The following is a 14,299-nucleotide window of genomic DNA, read 5'->3' as shown; positions in this document are numbered from 1 at the left end:
GAACGCAGGTCTCCAAAACCTGATGTCGGGGGTTCGAGTCCTCCAGGGCGCGCTGATTCATTGCGAGGGGATAACTTGGTAAGCATTGCAAATGCTGTGGCGTGATTATAGCCATTTAATCCAAGCCCTAAGGATGAGTAAAGAGTGAGGTAGTTGTTACTGTCTGAAGTCAAGGTAAGGTTCAAAACTGTTCTCTCGACTCAATGTTGAGTATTCAGCTAACGGACTGTTAGGAGTAAGTGAAGACCATTATGGCGAAGAAAGAAGATGCGATCGCGCAGGAATCGTCCGGCAACGGCTTCAACCTAAACGAGTTTTTCAAAGGTACACGCGAGGAACTGGATAAGGTTGTTTGGCCGAGCCGTCAGCAGCTCATTAGTGAATCTATTGCTGTGATTCTAATGGTTGGCTTATCCGCCACTTTGATTTTCTTCGCTGACAAATTGTTCAGTTGGGCCGCTAAGCAGGTGTTCTGATGACTTTTTCATCCGATGCTCCAATGCCAGATGATTTTTCGCTCTCCGATACGTCAGACTACGACGTCAATCAAGAGCATCTTACCGAGCAGGCACAAAAGTCTTCGCGTTGGTATGCTGTTCAAGTTGCTTCGGGTTGTGAAAAACGCGTCAAGATGAGCTTGGAGCAGCGCATCCAAACGTTGGATGTAGCCGATCGCATTTTGCAAATCGAGATTCCTCAGACTCCGGTCTTAAAGCCGACGAAGGGAGGCAAGCCCAAGGAGATTGATGAAAAGGTTTTTCCAGGCTACGTTCTCATTCGCATGGTGATGGATGATGAAGCGTGGCAGGTGGTAAAGAACACTCCAAACGTCATTAACTTCGTTGGAGCAGAGCAAAAGCGTCGGTATGGCCGAGGTCGAGGTCACGTAAAACCCATGCCCCTAGGTTCGGCGGAGGTCGAGCGCATCTTTAAGCGTGCTCAAGAACAGAAGCCCACAGTCAAGGTTGACATGGCCGCAGGGGACAAGATTGTTGTTTTATCTGGCCCATTCAAGGACTTTGAAGGTGAAGTCATTGAAGTGAGTCCAGAGCGCAGCAAGTTGAAGGCGTTGCTATCCATTTTTGGTCGGGATACGCCTGTTGAGTTGGAATTTAACCAAGTTCAGAAGCAGGATTAGTTTAGTCAATGGCAAAAAAGGTTGTTGCAATTATTAAGCTGGCCATTCCCGCAGGGAAAGCGAACCCAGCTCCTCCAATTGGTCCCGCCCTTGGTCAACATGGGGTCAATATCATGGCATTTTGCAAAGAGTACAATGCCAAAACTTCTGACCAGGTTGGACTTATTGTCCCGGTTGAAATTTCCGTCTACGAAGATCGGAGTTTCACGTTCATCCTCAAGACACCCCCTGCATCCGTTTTGATTCGGAAAGCATTGGGTATTGAAAAAGGTTCTGGCGAACCCAATAGCAAAAAGGTGGGCAAACTGACTCGTGATCAATTGCGAGACATTGCTCAAACCAAGATGCCGGATTTGAACGCGAATGATATTGAAGCCGCTATGCGCATCATCGAGGGTACTGCCCGTAACATGGGTGTTACGGTTGCGGACTAGGGACTACCCCTAGAGCATTCAGCTTTTTCACAACGATTACGAGTTTATGGGGGAGAGGCTAGACTTCGTTTGCACCCCGAAGGAGGATAAATGACTAAAAAAGTATCACGTCGATTACAAGAGCTGCAAAGTAAGGTTGAAGACCGGGCATATGAGCCGTTGGAAGCGATGCAACTCCTGAAGGAAACTGCAACGGCTAAGTTTATCGAATCTGCAGAAGCGCACATTCGACTCGGCATCGACCCGAAGTACACCGACCAGCAGTTGCGAACCACGGTTGCTCTACCGAAGGGGACAGGGCAGGTTGTGCGTGTGGCGGTCATTGCCCGCGGTGAGAAGGTTACAGAAGCGTCAAACGCTGGCGCAGACATTTCTGGTTCTGAGGAACTAATCGATGAGATTCAGAAAGGCATGATGGATTTTGACGTCCTCGTGGCTACCCCGGATATGATGCCTCAGGTCGCTAAGCTTGGGCGTCAATTGGGACCTCGGGGCTTGATGCCCTCCCCCAAGGGTGGAACCGTTACTTTTGACGTTGCTCAGGCGATTTCGGAGTTCAAAGCTGGAAAATTAGAGTTCCGAGCTGACCGGACAGGTATTGTCCATGTTATGTTTGGTAAGGTTTCGTTTTCCGCTGAAGACCTGTTGACGAACCTGAAGGCATTGCAGGAGTGTATTGATCGGAACCGTCCCTCAGGCGCAAAGGGTCGCTACTGGCAAAGCGTTTATGTATCATCTACGATGGGTCCTTCGATCCAAATTGATGTCAACGCACTCCGTGACCTAAAGTTAACGGATGCTGCTTAAATTTTGAGTTTCTTTTAATTCACCCAACGCTGGATAGGAAGTCCAGGAGGACGTCAAGGGACATTCTCTAAAACTGCATAGGCAACCGTAGACAGCAGGTGCTGACATTGTTAGCTGAATTATCCTGCCGAGGGAGCATTCGCTTCTCGAAGACCTTTTCCGCTTAACCGGATTAAGCAATCGTGAGATGAGTCAGCCCCGGCATTCCTTCGTCGGGGTTTTGCTTTCTATGGACATGCGTTTAGAGCTTATGGGTTTGGGTGAAAAAGTTTGGTAACTGTCCCCGCTTACAAGGAGGTGATATGGAATGGGGAGAACGTTAGAAGATAAAAAGGAGATCGTTGCAGAACTCAAAGAGCTTCTGAGCGATGCCCAGCTGACGTTTGTAATCGACTACAAAGGTCTGTCGGTAGCTGAAATTGCTGACTTACGCAATCGATTGCGTGCGAAAGGCGGTGTCTGCAAGATCACTAAAAATACCCTGATGCGGATTGCCGTTGAGGGAGACGAAAACTGGCAGCCGATGCAGGAGTTCCTGAAGGAATCCTCTGCATTCCTAGTCGTTAAAGAGGATGTCTCCGGCGCAGTCAAAGCCTACAAGGAATTCCAAAAGGTGTCTAAAAAGACTGAGTTGCGCGGCGGCGTAATGGAGGGTAAAGCCCTCACAAAAGATCAGATTGAAGCCCTAGGAGATCTGCCGTCCAAGGAGCAGCTTTACGCTCAAATCGCAGGTGCCCTCAATGCTCTGGCGACCAAAGTTGCTGTGGGTATCAAAGAGGTTCCCTCGTCTTTGGCTCGCGGTATTCAGGCGGTATCCGAGCAGGACAAAGCGGCTTAGAACGCTTGTCTGGATTGTTTGCTCCATTCATGGGGGCAATTCAAGATTGATGTTTTGTTTTGGTTCAACAAAGGAGATTAGAAATGTCTGCTGCAACTGATGAAATTCTTGAGAAGCTAAAAAGCCTGACTCTGCTGGAAGCGGCTGAACTCGTCAAGCAAATCGAGGAAGCGTTTGGTGTGAGTGCTGCGGCTCCTGTGGGTGGCATGATGATGGCCATGCCTGGTGCTGCTGCGGCTCCTGCTGAAGCTGAAGAAGAGAAGACCGAATTCGACGTTATTCTGGATGAAGTTCCGGCTGACAAGAAGATTGCGGTTCTGAAAGTCGTTCGTGCCCTGACTGGCCTAGGCTTGAAGGAAGCGAAGGATATGGTAGAAGCAACACCTAAGGCTGTTAAAGAAGCCGTTGCGAAAGATGCCGCTGAAGATGCGAAGAAGCAGCTTGAAGAAGCTGGTGCCAAGGTATCCGTAAAGTAGGCTTAACAAAAGCAACTCGTACGGCTCATTCTAAGCTGTACGAAACGAGGATTAGGGAGGCGATCGCCTCCCTTTTTTATGCCCTCCAGAGCGGCACTAGAGACCATTAAGCGCAGGGATTGGGTTGGAATCAAAGAAAGTCTTTAGTATGTGACGTTTGTTGGCATGAATCGCTTTTGGGAGAAGATGCTATGGTGATGAAATGGATGAACTAGAGAAGTGCTATAAGATTTTGGGATTGAAGCCTGGGGCATCGTTTGAAGACGTGCGCCAGGCTTATAAGGAAATGGCGAAGATCTGGCATCCTGATCGCCAACCCAAGGATGATCCTGAAAAACAAGCAGAGGCCCACGCGAAGCTTCAAGAGATCAACCATGCGCGCGATCGCCTTAAGCTGCACCATTCCCGTACCCAAGCTCGGCGCAATAGTCCTGCTTCTCCCTATCGTTCCCATCATCGCGATGCGGGAACCCATCACCGTCCCCATGCACCTCGATCATCCTATCCGCCACGCCCATCCTATTCGTCCTCACCCGCCGCCTCTCCTCAACCCGAAACACCTCGTTCAGACGCATCCCGAAGCTATCAAGCCCCCCAAAAACCGCCTGAGCCACGCACCTATCAACCACCCAAAACCACCCAATCCTCAGACTCGGTCTATAACAATCGGTATCGGTATCAGCCACCGCCGCCTGTTTATCCACCGCCGCGGCCAACCTACCCTCCCTCCTATCCATCCCAACCGCAGCACAATTCGGGCTATCCGTCCTACGGGAGCTACTACTATCAGCCACCATCGGCTTCAAACACAGCCGCTTCTAATGCTGCATCTTCAGTGGCGCGATCGCCCCAACCGCAGCCCCCAACTTCATCGCCACGCCCTCAAACTCCTGATATGAGCGGGGCTAACCTGCAAGGTGCAGATTTACAGGAGAAGGATCTATCAGGTCGCAACCTGAGTCGGGCGAATCTCCAGGGTGCCAACCTCAGCGATGCATTCTTGCATAAGATTGACCTTTCCGATGCAAATTTGGAGGGGGCAAAGCTGTTTCGAGCTAATTTACTCCAGGCGAATCTTCAACGGGCAAACCTGAGAGGAGCTAATTTGATTGGGGCTGACCTGAGCGGAGCCGATCTGACGGGAGCCGATCTCACCAATGCCAAGATCGGGTTTGGCAATCAAATCATGGTAAAACTGGTGGGTGCGCGTTTGGTAAACGTGACCATGCCGGACGGAACCGTACGCCACGCTTGATGAGTTTTCACGGTCGGAACGTTGGCAACAGATTTGCTTCAAAGTCTTCACAAAAAGCTGGTGGTTTCCTGTCAGGCTCCAGTGGATTCTCCACTGCATCATCCAGACATGATTGCGGCGATCGCCCAGGCTGCGGTTAAACGAGGTGCAGCGGGCGTGCGTATCGATACCCCTGATCACGTTCGTGCCGTTCGCCAACGGGTAGACGTGCCTATTATTGGACTCTGGAAACAAGTGTTTGAGGGATGCGATGTTTACATCACCCCTCAGGTTCATCATGCAGAGGCGATCGCCCAGGCTGGAGCAGACATCATTGCGATTGATGCAACAGTGCGTCCCCGTCCTGATGGAGAAACCGTTGAGCAGATGATTGACGCTATCCATCAACTTGGCAAGCTCGTTATGGCCGATGTGGATACGCTAGAAGCCGCGATCGCCGCCGAAAAGGCAGGCGCAGACCTAGTGGGCACAACCTTGTACGGCTACACTGCCGACACTCAGCATCAAAAACCGCCAAGCTTTGACCTCGTCACCCAAATGGCGCAACAACTTCAGGTTCCGGTGGTGTGCGAGGGTGGGATTTCGTCCCCTGAAATGGCACGCCATGCTTTGGAGGCAGGGGCCTATACAGTCGTGGTGGGGACTGCTATCACGGGAATTGATATCCAGGTGAGCGCTTACAGTGCTGCACTGCAGTAGTAGGTTGCACGGAATCTCCGAGGTGTCCCGGTTAAGTTGTCGATAGCTCAGCTCTGAAGGCCAAAGCGTCTTAACAGCATGGGTTACGCTTCGCTCACCCATCTTACCGCTCTGTGCTTGAGTCTTCGGCAGCGATAGAATCCGTCGTAAAACTATCCAGGCTATCCTGTTCGTCTTGCTCTGTGAGGCGCGACCGCCGTTCATCATCTTTACTCAGGACATCTCGATTAGTCCCAGAGGAATCTGCATCCACCTCTGAATCCTCTATAGGAGCGGGAATCGGAGTACTAAACAATCCGGAGGCTTGCTGAAGGTAGAGCACAGAACGGTGGTATGTCGGTGAATCTGCTGCTGTGATTGGAATTAACTCGGCTTGAACGGGGCGATCGCGCCGGAGTTGTACCTGAAAGGCGACGGGAACGCTCGCATCAGATGCTGACGCCCCAGAGTCTTCACTATCCAGGGTGCCCAGAGCATAGGCGATCGCCCCAGACCGATAGCGCTCTGCGCCCTGCACTACACTTGCGCTGTAGCCCACAACCACATCTGCGCCTTGATCAATGGCAAATCGAGCGGCGCTGGTCTGCCAATCAGCAGGATAGGATGCCAGGGAATCACTGGTATCATAGTTCACCACGATCCAATCCACCTGATCGCGAAGGTTTGATATATCATCGGCCAAGCGAGTTCGGACGGCATCCAGGGTCGAATCTTGGGCATCCGAAAATGTATAGCTCAGAAACGCCACCCGTTGACCTTTAATCTCTACAATCAGCGGCGGATTTTCAGCAGACGGACGCTGTGTGGGGCGGGTTGTATAAATCCCCTGCCATTCCAACGTATTACGCGCACGAGTTGCAGATCCGTTCCCTGCTTGTTTCATAAATTGCCCCGATAAGTGGGCGATCGCCTGATTTGCAGGAGGAACAGTGGCATCTGTCACCTTCAGACGACCTGAAGGAGCGAGGACATCCGAGACCACACGAGAAACTTGGCTCGGAGAATCGAGTGCCATCAAGACCACATCCGATGGATACTGCGCCATCGCCACCGCCACCGGATCTTCCCCGTCGGCAGCGGGAGTAAAGAGGAGGGCGATCGCCCCTTTCCCTGCGTTACTTGACGGCACGGCATACACAGGCACCTGCTTCTTACCAACCTGAATCGTATCAACGACCGTAGGTAGGGGGCGATCGCTTCTAGACACCCTAGGCACAGGTACAGAGGGCAAAATCCGCGAAGACGCCCGCAGCGGCGATGTGTTGTAGTAGGTTAACGCCTCGTAGCTACAGCCAATCACAAAGGTAGCGATCGCCGCTCCCAGCAGAACAGGCGGACGCAGCAATGGTGCATCTAGGGATTTTGACGGTCGGATTGCCGCTGCAGGCCTTGATACAGGAACATGTTCAGCCGTCACAAAATCTCGAACGGCGGACGCCCAGCCTTTCGCGTGTCCATAGATTGCCGTTCCCCCATGCTGAAGATGGTGCGTGAGGGATGAAATCGGAAGCTTAGGCCAAGGGATCGACTTGGAGACCTGAGACGATCGCTTTTGAGCAGGCTGAACCGAGGAACCTACAGGCTGAAAGATTAAAAACCGATCTTCTAAGACACGAGGGTAGGGGCGATCAACTGAAATTTGGATCTTGGTTCCCCGTAGGTTTGGCAGGCGGAGGCAACAAAGGCGTTCATGAATCACCTGCAACAGGCGATCGCCATCGGGAACCGTACGACAGCGCACCTGAATATCGAGATAGCCCGAACTCAACGGTGACACTCGCGCACACTGCTGTTGAGGGAGCAAATACACGTTGAGCCAATAAGCGATCGCCTGGACATCGCCTGCCTGGGCTCGCTGCTGAAGTTCGGTTGCCGAATAAACATCGAGTTTCATGATGTAGCGATTTCCCGTATATCTAGGGATCATAACCGGAGAATTCTCCTAATCCTACACTGAATCTAGAGTTTCGAGACATTAGAATTCTCTCCGAGAGAATGAGCCAAGCGTATCGTCGTGTGTACCACTTCTCGGTGATCCTGACTATGCTATAGAAGCGATAAGCGCAAACCAACCTGTCGGTGTTATCCTACGGCTCATGAGTTCCGATCCCACCCCTCTATCCAACCGTTCCAGCACGAGTAGCACCAATGGCGCTACGCCATCCAATACTTCCAACCTGAACTCTGAGTTTGACCATGACTTTGGCGAAGATTTACCCACTTCTCCACCGCCAATTATGCCTGTGAAGCACTCTGCAAACCGACTAGCACCCCGACCGTCTGGCCCCCAAACACGGCGGCGCAGTGGACAGCGATCGCTGGTTATGCCGTTACTGCTGGTGGCGATCGCCGTCATTGCCGCAGGAATGGCGATCGATCTGCCCTGGCTATCGTTGGCAGGCGCGATCGTGGCCATGGTGCTGTCCTTTAGCGTGATCATTCCCCAGATCCGCTTCTTCTTCCAAACGGTCATGACCGACCAGCAGCGGGCTCTCATTCTAGCACTGGTCGCGTTGGGGTTCGTGATGGCATCGCTGCTTCAGTTCACAGATCTGAAATTTCGAGTGCGGCTGTTCTGGACGCAGGTGAACTGGGATGCCGTGGGTGCCTTGGGAGATGCCTTTGGCGCGTTGGGGCAAATTTTGATTGCCATCCTGGCACTCTACGTGGCATGGCGACAGTATGTGATTGAGAAGGATCTCACAACCCAGCAGAACTTAATCACCCAACAACAAACCATCGACTCCTATTTTCAAGGGATTTCCGATCTCGTACTCGACGAAGAAGGTCTACTAGAAGACTGGCCTCAAGAACGGGCGATCGCGGAAGGTCGAACTGCTGCCATCCTCAGCAGTGCTGATGCTGAAGGTAAAGCCAAAGTACTGCGGTTTCTCTCTCGCTCTAAACTCTTGACCCCGCTGAAGCGCGATCGCCGCTTGGGACGCGCCATTCTCGATGGTACCGGAGGTTACGCCGAAGATCGCGACTATGGCATTCGCGTCATTGATCTGGGCGTCATGCTCGCAAACACGAACCTTGCAGGCACCGACCTCCGCTGGACGGATCTCAGCGATGTGAATCTGATCCGGGCAAACCTTAGCGACTGCGATTTAGTCAAAGCCAACCTATCGCGAACGATTCTGTACGGAACCGATCTATCCGGTGCAGATCTGATGGGTGCCCGCCTGTTCTACGGTTCTGCGAAAACCGCCACCCCCCGCACCCGCGACGGCATCCCCAATTACCAAACCGGGGAATACACCGGAGCCGTCGTCGAAAACGCAGACTTCACCGAAGCCCAGCGCATGTCTGAAGAGCAACGCTGGTACTGTTGCGCCTGGGGTGGAGCCAAAACCCGTGCCACCATACCAGGAGGATGTGGGGATATTCCAGATTTGTTAGCCCAGGAGCGACAGGGCGTTCAGGCTAATCCGTCTCCAGAGGAAGTCTGATCCTAAATTTTGAGGTTTGAGTTCTCAGTTTTGAGTTTTGAATTACTCTGTCCCAGTTTGCGAATCAGCGATTGATCCGACCCCAGATCAAGCCGTTTCCCATGCCGAACTTGTCGCCTGTTTTCCGGTGATGGTGCAACTCCGTCCCCATCTGACCTTGGGGGAGTTTTGTACGCGGGTACAACGCCAGCAACAGCAAGGATATCAACTTGCTTACGTTGTGCGCCAAGAGGATCCTAGCCAGGTGACAGGCGTAGCCGGATTTCGGATGATGGAAAATCTGGTGAACGGACGCATTCTGTATGTGGATGACCTGGTAACGGCAGAGGGCGATCGCTCCCAAGGGTACGGTGCGGCCTTGCTGCATTGGTTAGCGGATTACGCGAAAGCTCAGGATTGCGTGTCCCTTCAGCTTGATAGCGGGGTGCAGCGATCGCTCGCCCATCGATTCTATTTCCGGCACGGCATGACCATTTCAGGCTTTCATTTTCAGCGATCGCTCTGAGTCGAACGCTCGATCGCTTCCCTAGGGATTTCCGGTGAAGCCGTCCCGTCCAAGGCCCAAGCCATCTGACGCAGCATTCCCCGCAGCATCGCCACTTCCTGAGATGCCAATCCTGCCCGCTTAAACAGACGACGCAACTTTTCCATCCGACTTGCTGCCGTGTGGGGATACAGGTACTCAATCCGCAGCAACAGCGATTCCAACTGCTCAAAATAGCCTTCGAGTTCATCCAAGGACGCGAGATCCGCTGAGGGCTGCGACACAACCTCAGCCACGAAGGGCGTTGGATTCAAAATCGATTGCCGCAGTTCGTAGGCACACACCGCCACCGATTGCGCCAAGTTTAGCGACGGGTAGACCTCACTAGAGGGAATCCGAACAAAGCGCTGGGCATAGTTCAGCTCGGCATTGCTGAGGCCGCGATCTTCGGGGCCAAAGATCAGTGCGGTTTCAGGTCGCTCACCCGATAGCAGCGGTTGGACTAACCAAGGTAATGCAGATCGGGGTTCCTCCAACACATCTCCGGTATCGCGATCGCGAGCCGTGGTAGCGATCGCCCGCTGACACCCCTTGAGGGCATCCGGCAATGAATCCACAACCTGAGCCGAGGTCAACACATCCTCAGCATGGACGGCCATGATTCGCGCTTCTTCCCCAAAGCAATCACAGCGAGGCTGCACAATCACTAGGCGATACAACCCCATATTTTTCATGACCCGGGCGATCGCCCCAACATTGCGATCGCCCGCAGGTTCCACCAACACGATTCGCACCGAGGATAGCGTTTGCACAATCGGATCATCGGGTTTCCTATCCATACTTAGTTCTCAAATCGAGTGAACAAGCGATGGGGCGATCGCCAAATTCGCGCCTTGTCTCACCAAAATGTCTAAAAATATTGTTAAATTAAATTCTTTGTTGCCCCTATTGATCCTCTTACAATTGTGACGATTTAGGCGATCGCGCAAGGAACTTCGTTACTCCTATGGGAAAAGCTCGCTCAAAATCCGACTTACCCACCAAGGTTTGCCCTGTGTGTCAGCGTCCATTCACTTGGCGTAAGAAATGGGCCGACTGCTGGGACGAAGTGAAGTACTGTTCTGAACGCTGTCGTCGTCGTCGCAACACCGCAGAACCCTAACTATTTCTATTCTTGAGTCCTATCCACCGTTTCAGGAGTCATTCCGATTTATGTCGCAGCATTACCAACCGAAACTCATCATCCACGGTGGAGCCGGAAGCTCTCTCCACAGCAAGGGCGGCGTGGATGCCGTTCGCAAAATTCTGCATCGCATTGTGGAAGATGTCTACGCCAAACTCCATCAGGGTACAACGGCGAAGGAAGCGGTGATCTATGGCTGTCATCTGCTCGAAAATGATCCTCGATTCAATGCCGGCACTGGATCGGTGCTGCAATCCGACGGTCAAATTCGCATGAGTGCGTCCCTGATGGATGGCACAGCCCAGCGATTCAGCGGCGTAATCAACGTTTCCAATGTCAAAAATCCGATTGACTTGGCCGAGTTTCTGCAAAGCAGTGATGATCGCGTTCTCTCCGATCATGGCTCTGCCGTGCTCATTCGCGAACTGGGCTTGCCCTTCCACGATCCGCTGACCGAACTGCGCTTGCAAGAGTGGATCCAAGAACGGCGCGGCGACTTTAGCCACGACATGGCCAGCGTAATTGCAGAGCCAGAACTCGCCATTGATGAAGTCGGGGAACATGCGCTAGACAGCGAGGCCGGACGGGGCACCATCGGCGTCGTTGTCCTGGATCACCACGGTCATCTGGCTGCGGGCACGTCCACCGGGGGCAAGGGCTTTGAACGCATTGGCCGGGTTAGTGATTCTGCCATGCCTGCGGGCAACTACGCCACCGAACAGGCCGCCATTAGCTGTACGGGCATTGGTGAACATATCATTGACGAGTGTTTGGCAGCTCGGATTGCGATCCGGGTGACTGATGGGCTTTCCCTCGCTGGAGCCTTTGAGCGATCCTTCCGGGAAGCGCAGAATAACCATCGGGATTTAGGCGCGATCGGCATTAGCAGCGAAGGGGCGATCGCCTGGGGCAAAACGAGTGATGTCCTGCTGGCGGCCTATCATACGGGTGAAATCATTGGCGATACGTTGGAGCTTCCTACCGGGTTGCAAACAGGCTCATGCTAGGGTTGAACCTCGCTTAGAGGTTGATAATCCAGGGCTGGGGCGATCGCTCATCTGCATGAATACTACAGCGGTACCCCAGCCGTTGCTTCAGAAAATGGTGATATCCTGAATGAACTGGGTAACTTTATATGTATGGACGCTGATCCCCCATTAGTGTCTGCTGTCGTCCTGGATATTGCCTTTGTATCCCTACAGTCTTCTCACTATACCTAGCGCTTGTATTTGCCCGACGTGTCCACCAGGGTAATGTTCTTGGCGCGATCGCCTTCACCCTCCTGGCGTACCGCGTTGCCAAGCCGATTTGACCTAAGAGCCTATGGATACTTCCTTCGAAATCATGATCCAGATGGTGCTCACCATCGTGGCCGGGATTGGCGCTCAGGTTTTAGCGGACTATCTCAAAGTTCCCAGCATTGTGTTCCTGCTCCTGTTCGGAATCCTCCTGGGATCCGATGGCTTGGGGCTTCTCCATCCCCAAATGTTGGGGATCGGCTTAGAAGTGATCGTCTCGCTTTCGGTCGCGGTCATCCTGTTTGAAGGGGGGCTAAACCTCCAGCTTCGAGAATTGGGTCGGGTATCCGGCAGTTTACAAAATCTCGTCACCATTGGCACCCTCATTACTCTTATTTGCGGTGGCATTGCCGCCCATTGGCTGGGCGAGTTTCCTTGGCCGCTCTCCTTCCTCTATGCATCCCTCGTGGTGGTGACTGGCCCAACAGTCGTTGCCCCGTTGTTAAAACAGGTGCAAGTTGATCGGCAGGTGGCCACGCTGTTGGAAGGAGAGTCTGTCCTGATTGATCCGGTCGGAGCCATCCTCGCTGTCGTAGTTTTGGATGTCATTTTAAACGGCGATGCAGATCTCTGGCTGGTCGTGAGCGGATTGTTTCTGCGGCTCAGCATTGGTACGGGAGTCGGCATCCTCGGCGGATGGCTCTTGGCTCAGATTTTGAAACGCGCCCGCTTTCTTTCGGAAGATCTCCGAAATTTGGTCGTCTTGGCTGGCTTGTGGGGCTTGTTCGGTCTAGCGCAGACGATTCGCAGTGAAGCCGGACTGATGGCAACCGTCGTGGCAGGCATCACACTCCGTGCCTCAGAAGTACCCGATGAGCGCTTAATTCGTCGATTCAAAGGTCAGCTCACAATCTTAGCGGTCTCAGTGCTATTCATTCTACTAGCCGCCGATTTATCGATCGCGAGTATCGTCGTGCTGGGTCGGGGTGCCATCTTTACCGTAGCGGTGCTGATGTTCGTCGTGCGCCCGATCAGTGTCTGGATTTGCACCTGGAATAGCACCTTAAACTGGCGACAAAAGCTGTTTACGGCATGGATTTCACCGCGCGGAATTATTGCGGCCTCTATTGCCTCCCTCTTTTCGATCCTGTTGACAGAACGGGGAATTAGCGGCGGAGATGCGGTCAAAGCCTTGGTATTCCTGACGATTATTTCCACGGTTTTACTGCAAGGCTTAACGGCACGATGGGCAGCGAAACTGCTACGGGTCACCTCCACCGAAGCCACAGGTGCGGTGATTGTGGGGTGTAATCCCGTTAGCCGCATCATTGCGCGAATGTTTCAAGACCGGGGGGAGACGGTGGTTTTGATCGACACGGATGAAGACGCCTGCCGCGAAGCCAAGAAAGATAATTTGACGGTGATTGCCCGCAGTGCGTTGGACACCGAAGCGCTGGAGGAAGCGGGGTTGGGTGCCGTCGGGACGTTCCTAGCCATGACCAGTAATGGCGAAGTTAATTCCGTTCTGGCGCAGCGTGCCGCCGAGGAATTTCAGCCCCCTCGCGTTTTGGCTGTTGTCCCCGGTTCTCCCCCTCCGGAAGGCACTGGCACTAAGCCTGCGAATAATGGGGTAACAAAGCCCAGTGCGCCGAGTAATGTGAAGTTTCAGACGGCCTTCATGGAGCAGATGTCGCTCAAAACATGGAATCGGTATGTGGAGGATGATGCCGTTAAACTGGGTGAGACCACGCTGCGCGAGGAGGGTCTCCTCTTCCAGCAAGCCCATTTAAAAGCGCTGATTCGGGCTGGGGAACTCGTGCCCCTCTTGATGGAAAGACAGGACTCGCTTCAGGTTGTTCCAGCAACGGATGAGTTTCAGGCGGGCGATCGCATCATTTATCTGCTCCACGATCCTCGGCCTAAGCTGCTGAAACGCCTATCTGGGGGTCGCCAGCCAAAACGATTAGCCGTTGAAAAACTGCCGGAGGTGGAGGAAATTCCGGTTCCGATTCCACCGCCCGCACCAGAGGCGGAGGACGCGATCGCGACTTCGGCAGAGGCGTCCGATTCTGAGTCGGATTCTCAGACCGAGAGCAAGACCGAAGGGGATACCAAGGCTAACACATCTCAGGAATCAAGCTCAGTCAATAAAGCACCTGAGCCGGATACAGTTTCATCCTCCGTCCCCCAGCCTCAAGTGTCCAGCTCGATGGATTGAGACGCACCACCTTAAAAATTTCGTAATTGGTCACAGCAAGAAGCACACCGTATTGAGAATAAGGCGTTTCCTTCAGT

General features: G+C 53.1%; 15 protein-coding genes and 1 other annotated feature. Of the genes, 13 read left to right on the top strand and 2 right to left on the bottom strand.

Translation table 11 applies throughout. The annotated features are described in order from the left end of the window. Positions 1–251 precede the first annotated feature (251 nt). The 8 genes from secE to IGR76_11215 all read left to right on the top strand — a co-directional run bounded on the left by secE (position 252) and on the right by IGR76_11215 (position 5,647). Positions 252–476, top strand: a complete 225-nt coding sequence (secE, locus tag IGR76_11250) for a preprotein translocase subunit SecE (protein ID MBF2079068.1) — start codon at positions 252–254, stop codon at positions 474–476. Next, positions 476–1,138 carry a transcription termination/antitermination protein NusG gene (gene nusG / locus IGR76_11245; protein ID MBF2079067.1) on the top strand — a complete coding sequence of 221 codons (663 nt, stop codon included), beginning with the start codon at positions 476–478 and terminating at the stop codon, positions 1,136–1,138. Before secE ends, nusG begins: the two co-directional genes overlap by 1 nt. 8 nt (positions 1,139–1,146) lie before the next feature. Continuing rightward, entirely contained in the window at positions 1,147–1,572 is a 426-nt protein-coding gene (rplK, locus tag IGR76_11240; GenBank protein MBF2079066.1) for a 50S ribosomal protein L11, read from the top strand. Positions 1,573–1,662: 90 nt separating this feature from the next. After that, positions 1,663–2,379, top strand: coding sequence for a 50S ribosomal protein L1 (rplA, locus tag IGR76_11235; protein MBF2079065.1), 717 nt, complete (start codon positions 1,663–1,665; stop codon positions 2,377–2,379). Between the two features lie 67 nt (positions 2,380–2,446). After that, positions 2,447–2,612: a sequence feature (ribosomal protein L10 leader region), on the top strand. Positions 2,613–2,686: 74 nt separating this feature from the next. Then, positions 2,687–3,217 carry a 50S ribosomal protein L10 gene (locus tag IGR76_11230; GenBank protein MBF2079064.1) on the top strand — a complete coding sequence of 177 codons (531 nt, stop codon included), beginning with the start codon at positions 2,687–2,689 and terminating at the stop codon, positions 3,215–3,217. Between the two features lie 83 nt (positions 3,218–3,300). Then, positions 3,301–3,693, top strand: coding sequence for a 50S ribosomal protein L7/L12 (gene rplL / locus IGR76_11225; GenBank protein MBF2079063.1), 393 nt, complete (start codon positions 3,301–3,303; stop codon positions 3,691–3,693). A gap of 202 nt (positions 3,694–3,895) precedes the next feature. Beyond that, the gene (locus tag IGR76_11220; protein ID MBF2079062.1) at positions 3,896–4,948 is read left to right on the top strand and encodes a pentapeptide repeat-containing protein; all 1,053 of its coding nucleotides are present in this window, start codon (positions 3,896–3,898) and stop codon (positions 4,946–4,948) included. Positions 4,949–4,969: 21 nt separating this feature from the next. After that, positions 4,970–5,647: an N-acetylmannosamine-6-phosphate 2-epimerase gene (locus tag IGR76_11215; GenBank protein MBF2079061.1), complete on the top strand. Its 678-nt coding sequence runs from the start codon at positions 4,970–4,972 to the stop codon at positions 5,645–5,647. Between the two features lie 103 nt (positions 5,648–5,750). Here IGR76_11215 and IGR76_11210 read toward each other — a convergent pair whose 3' ends face one another. Beyond that, entirely contained in the window at positions 5,751–7,541 is a 1,791-nt protein-coding gene (locus IGR76_11210) for a CapA family protein (protein MBF2079060.1), read from the bottom strand. A gap of 202 nt (positions 7,542–7,743) precedes the next feature. Between IGR76_11210 and IGR76_11205 the strand changes: the two genes are divergently transcribed. Further along, entirely contained in the window at positions 7,744–9,099 is a 1,356-nt protein-coding gene (locus IGR76_11205) for a pentapeptide repeat-containing protein (protein ID MBF2079059.1), read from the top strand. Positions 9,100–9,229: 130 nt separating this feature from the next. Continuing rightward, the gene (locus IGR76_11200) at positions 9,230–9,604 is read left to right on the top strand and encodes a GNAT family N-acetyltransferase (GenBank protein ID MBF2079058.1); all 375 of its coding nucleotides are present in this window, start codon (positions 9,230–9,232) and stop codon (positions 9,602–9,604) included. Here IGR76_11200 and IGR76_11195 read toward each other — a convergent pair. Continuing rightward, on the bottom strand, positions 9,589–10,422 hold the full coding sequence (locus tag IGR76_11195) for an RNA methyltransferase (protein MBF2079057.1): 834 nt from the start codon (positions 10,420–10,422) through the stop codon (positions 9,589–9,591). The genes IGR76_11200 and IGR76_11195 overlap by 16 nt on opposite strands. A 167-nt stretch (positions 10,423–10,589) precedes the next feature. Here IGR76_11195 and IGR76_11190 point away from each other — a divergent pair, with 167 nt between their 5' ends. The 3 genes from IGR76_11190 to IGR76_11180 all read left to right on the top strand — a co-directional run bounded on the left by IGR76_11190 (position 10,590) and on the right by IGR76_11180 (position 14,222). Next, the gene (locus tag IGR76_11190; protein MBF2079056.1) at positions 10,590–10,745 is read left to right on the top strand and encodes a DUF2256 domain-containing protein; all 156 of its coding nucleotides are present in this window, start codon (positions 10,590–10,592) and stop codon (positions 10,743–10,745) included. A 50-nt stretch (positions 10,746–10,795) separates the two neighbouring features. Beyond that, on the top strand, positions 10,796–11,773 hold the full coding sequence (locus IGR76_11185; protein ID MBF2079055.1) for an isoaspartyl peptidase/L-asparaginase: 978 nt from the start codon (positions 10,796–10,798) through the stop codon (positions 11,771–11,773). A gap of 316 nt (positions 11,774–12,089) precedes the next feature. Then, positions 12,090–14,222 (top strand): cation:proton antiporter, encoded by a 2,133-nt coding sequence (locus tag IGR76_11180; protein ID MBF2079054.1) that lies wholly within the window; start codon positions 12,090–12,092, stop codon positions 14,220–14,222. Positions 14,223–14,299: the final 77 nt, after the last annotated feature.

The sequence above is a fragment of the Synechococcales cyanobacterium T60_A2020_003 genome (genome assembly GCA_015272205.1).
Lineage (GTDB): Bacteria > Cyanobacteriota > Cyanobacteriia > RECH01 > RECH01 > JACYMB01.
This window is presented reverse-complemented; position numbering and strand designations above follow the sequence as displayed.

What these genes read in the sequence shown, in the direction of transcription:
- secE (MBF2079068.1), top strand. Translation starts at nt 252, where the DNA reads ATGGCGAAGAAAGAAGATGCGATCGCGCAGGAATCGTCCGGCAACGGC.
- nusG (MBF2079067.1), top strand. Translation starts at nt 476, where the DNA reads ATGACTTTTTCATCCGATGCTCCAATGCCAGATGATTTTTCGCTCTCC.
- rplK (MBF2079066.1), top strand. Translation starts at nt 1,147, where the DNA reads ATGGCAAAAAAGGTTGTTGCAATTATTAAGCTGGCCATTCCCGCAGGG.
- rplA (MBF2079065.1), top strand. Translation starts at nt 1,663, where the DNA reads ATGACTAAAAAAGTATCACGTCGATTACAAGAGCTGCAAAGTAAGGTT.
- IGR76_11230 (MBF2079064.1), top strand. Translation starts at nt 2,687, where the DNA reads ATGGGGAGAACGTTAGAAGATAAAAAGGAGATCGTTGCAGAACTCAAA.
- rplL (MBF2079063.1), top strand. Translation starts at nt 3,301, where the DNA reads ATGTCTGCTGCAACTGATGAAATTCTTGAGAAGCTAAAAAGCCTGACT.
- IGR76_11220 (MBF2079062.1), top strand. Translation starts at nt 3,896, where the DNA reads ATGGATGAACTAGAGAAGTGCTATAAGATTTTGGGATTGAAGCCTGGG.
- IGR76_11210 (MBF2079060.1), bottom strand. Translation starts at nt 7,541, where the DNA reads ATGAAACTCGATGTTTATTCGGCAACCGAACTTCAGCAGCGAGCCCAG.
- IGR76_11205 (MBF2079059.1), top strand. Translation starts at nt 7,744, where the DNA reads ATGAGTTCCGATCCCACCCCTCTATCCAACCGTTCCAGCACGAGTAGC.
- IGR76_11200 (MBF2079058.1), top strand. Translation starts at nt 9,230, where the DNA reads ATGGTGCAACTCCGTCCCCATCTGACCTTGGGGGAGTTTTGTACGCGG.
- IGR76_11195 (MBF2079057.1), bottom strand. Translation starts at nt 10,422, where the DNA reads ATGGATAGGAAACCCGATGATCCGATTGTGCAAACGCTATCCTCGGTG.
- IGR76_11190 (MBF2079056.1), top strand. Translation starts at nt 10,590, where the DNA reads ATGGGAAAAGCTCGCTCAAAATCCGACTTACCCACCAAGGTTTGCCCT.
- IGR76_11185 (MBF2079055.1), top strand. Translation starts at nt 10,796, where the DNA reads ATGTCGCAGCATTACCAACCGAAACTCATCATCCACGGTGGAGCCGGA.
- IGR76_11180 (MBF2079054.1), top strand. Translation starts at nt 12,090, where the DNA reads ATGGATACTTCCTTCGAAATCATGATCCAGATGGTGCTCACCATCGTG.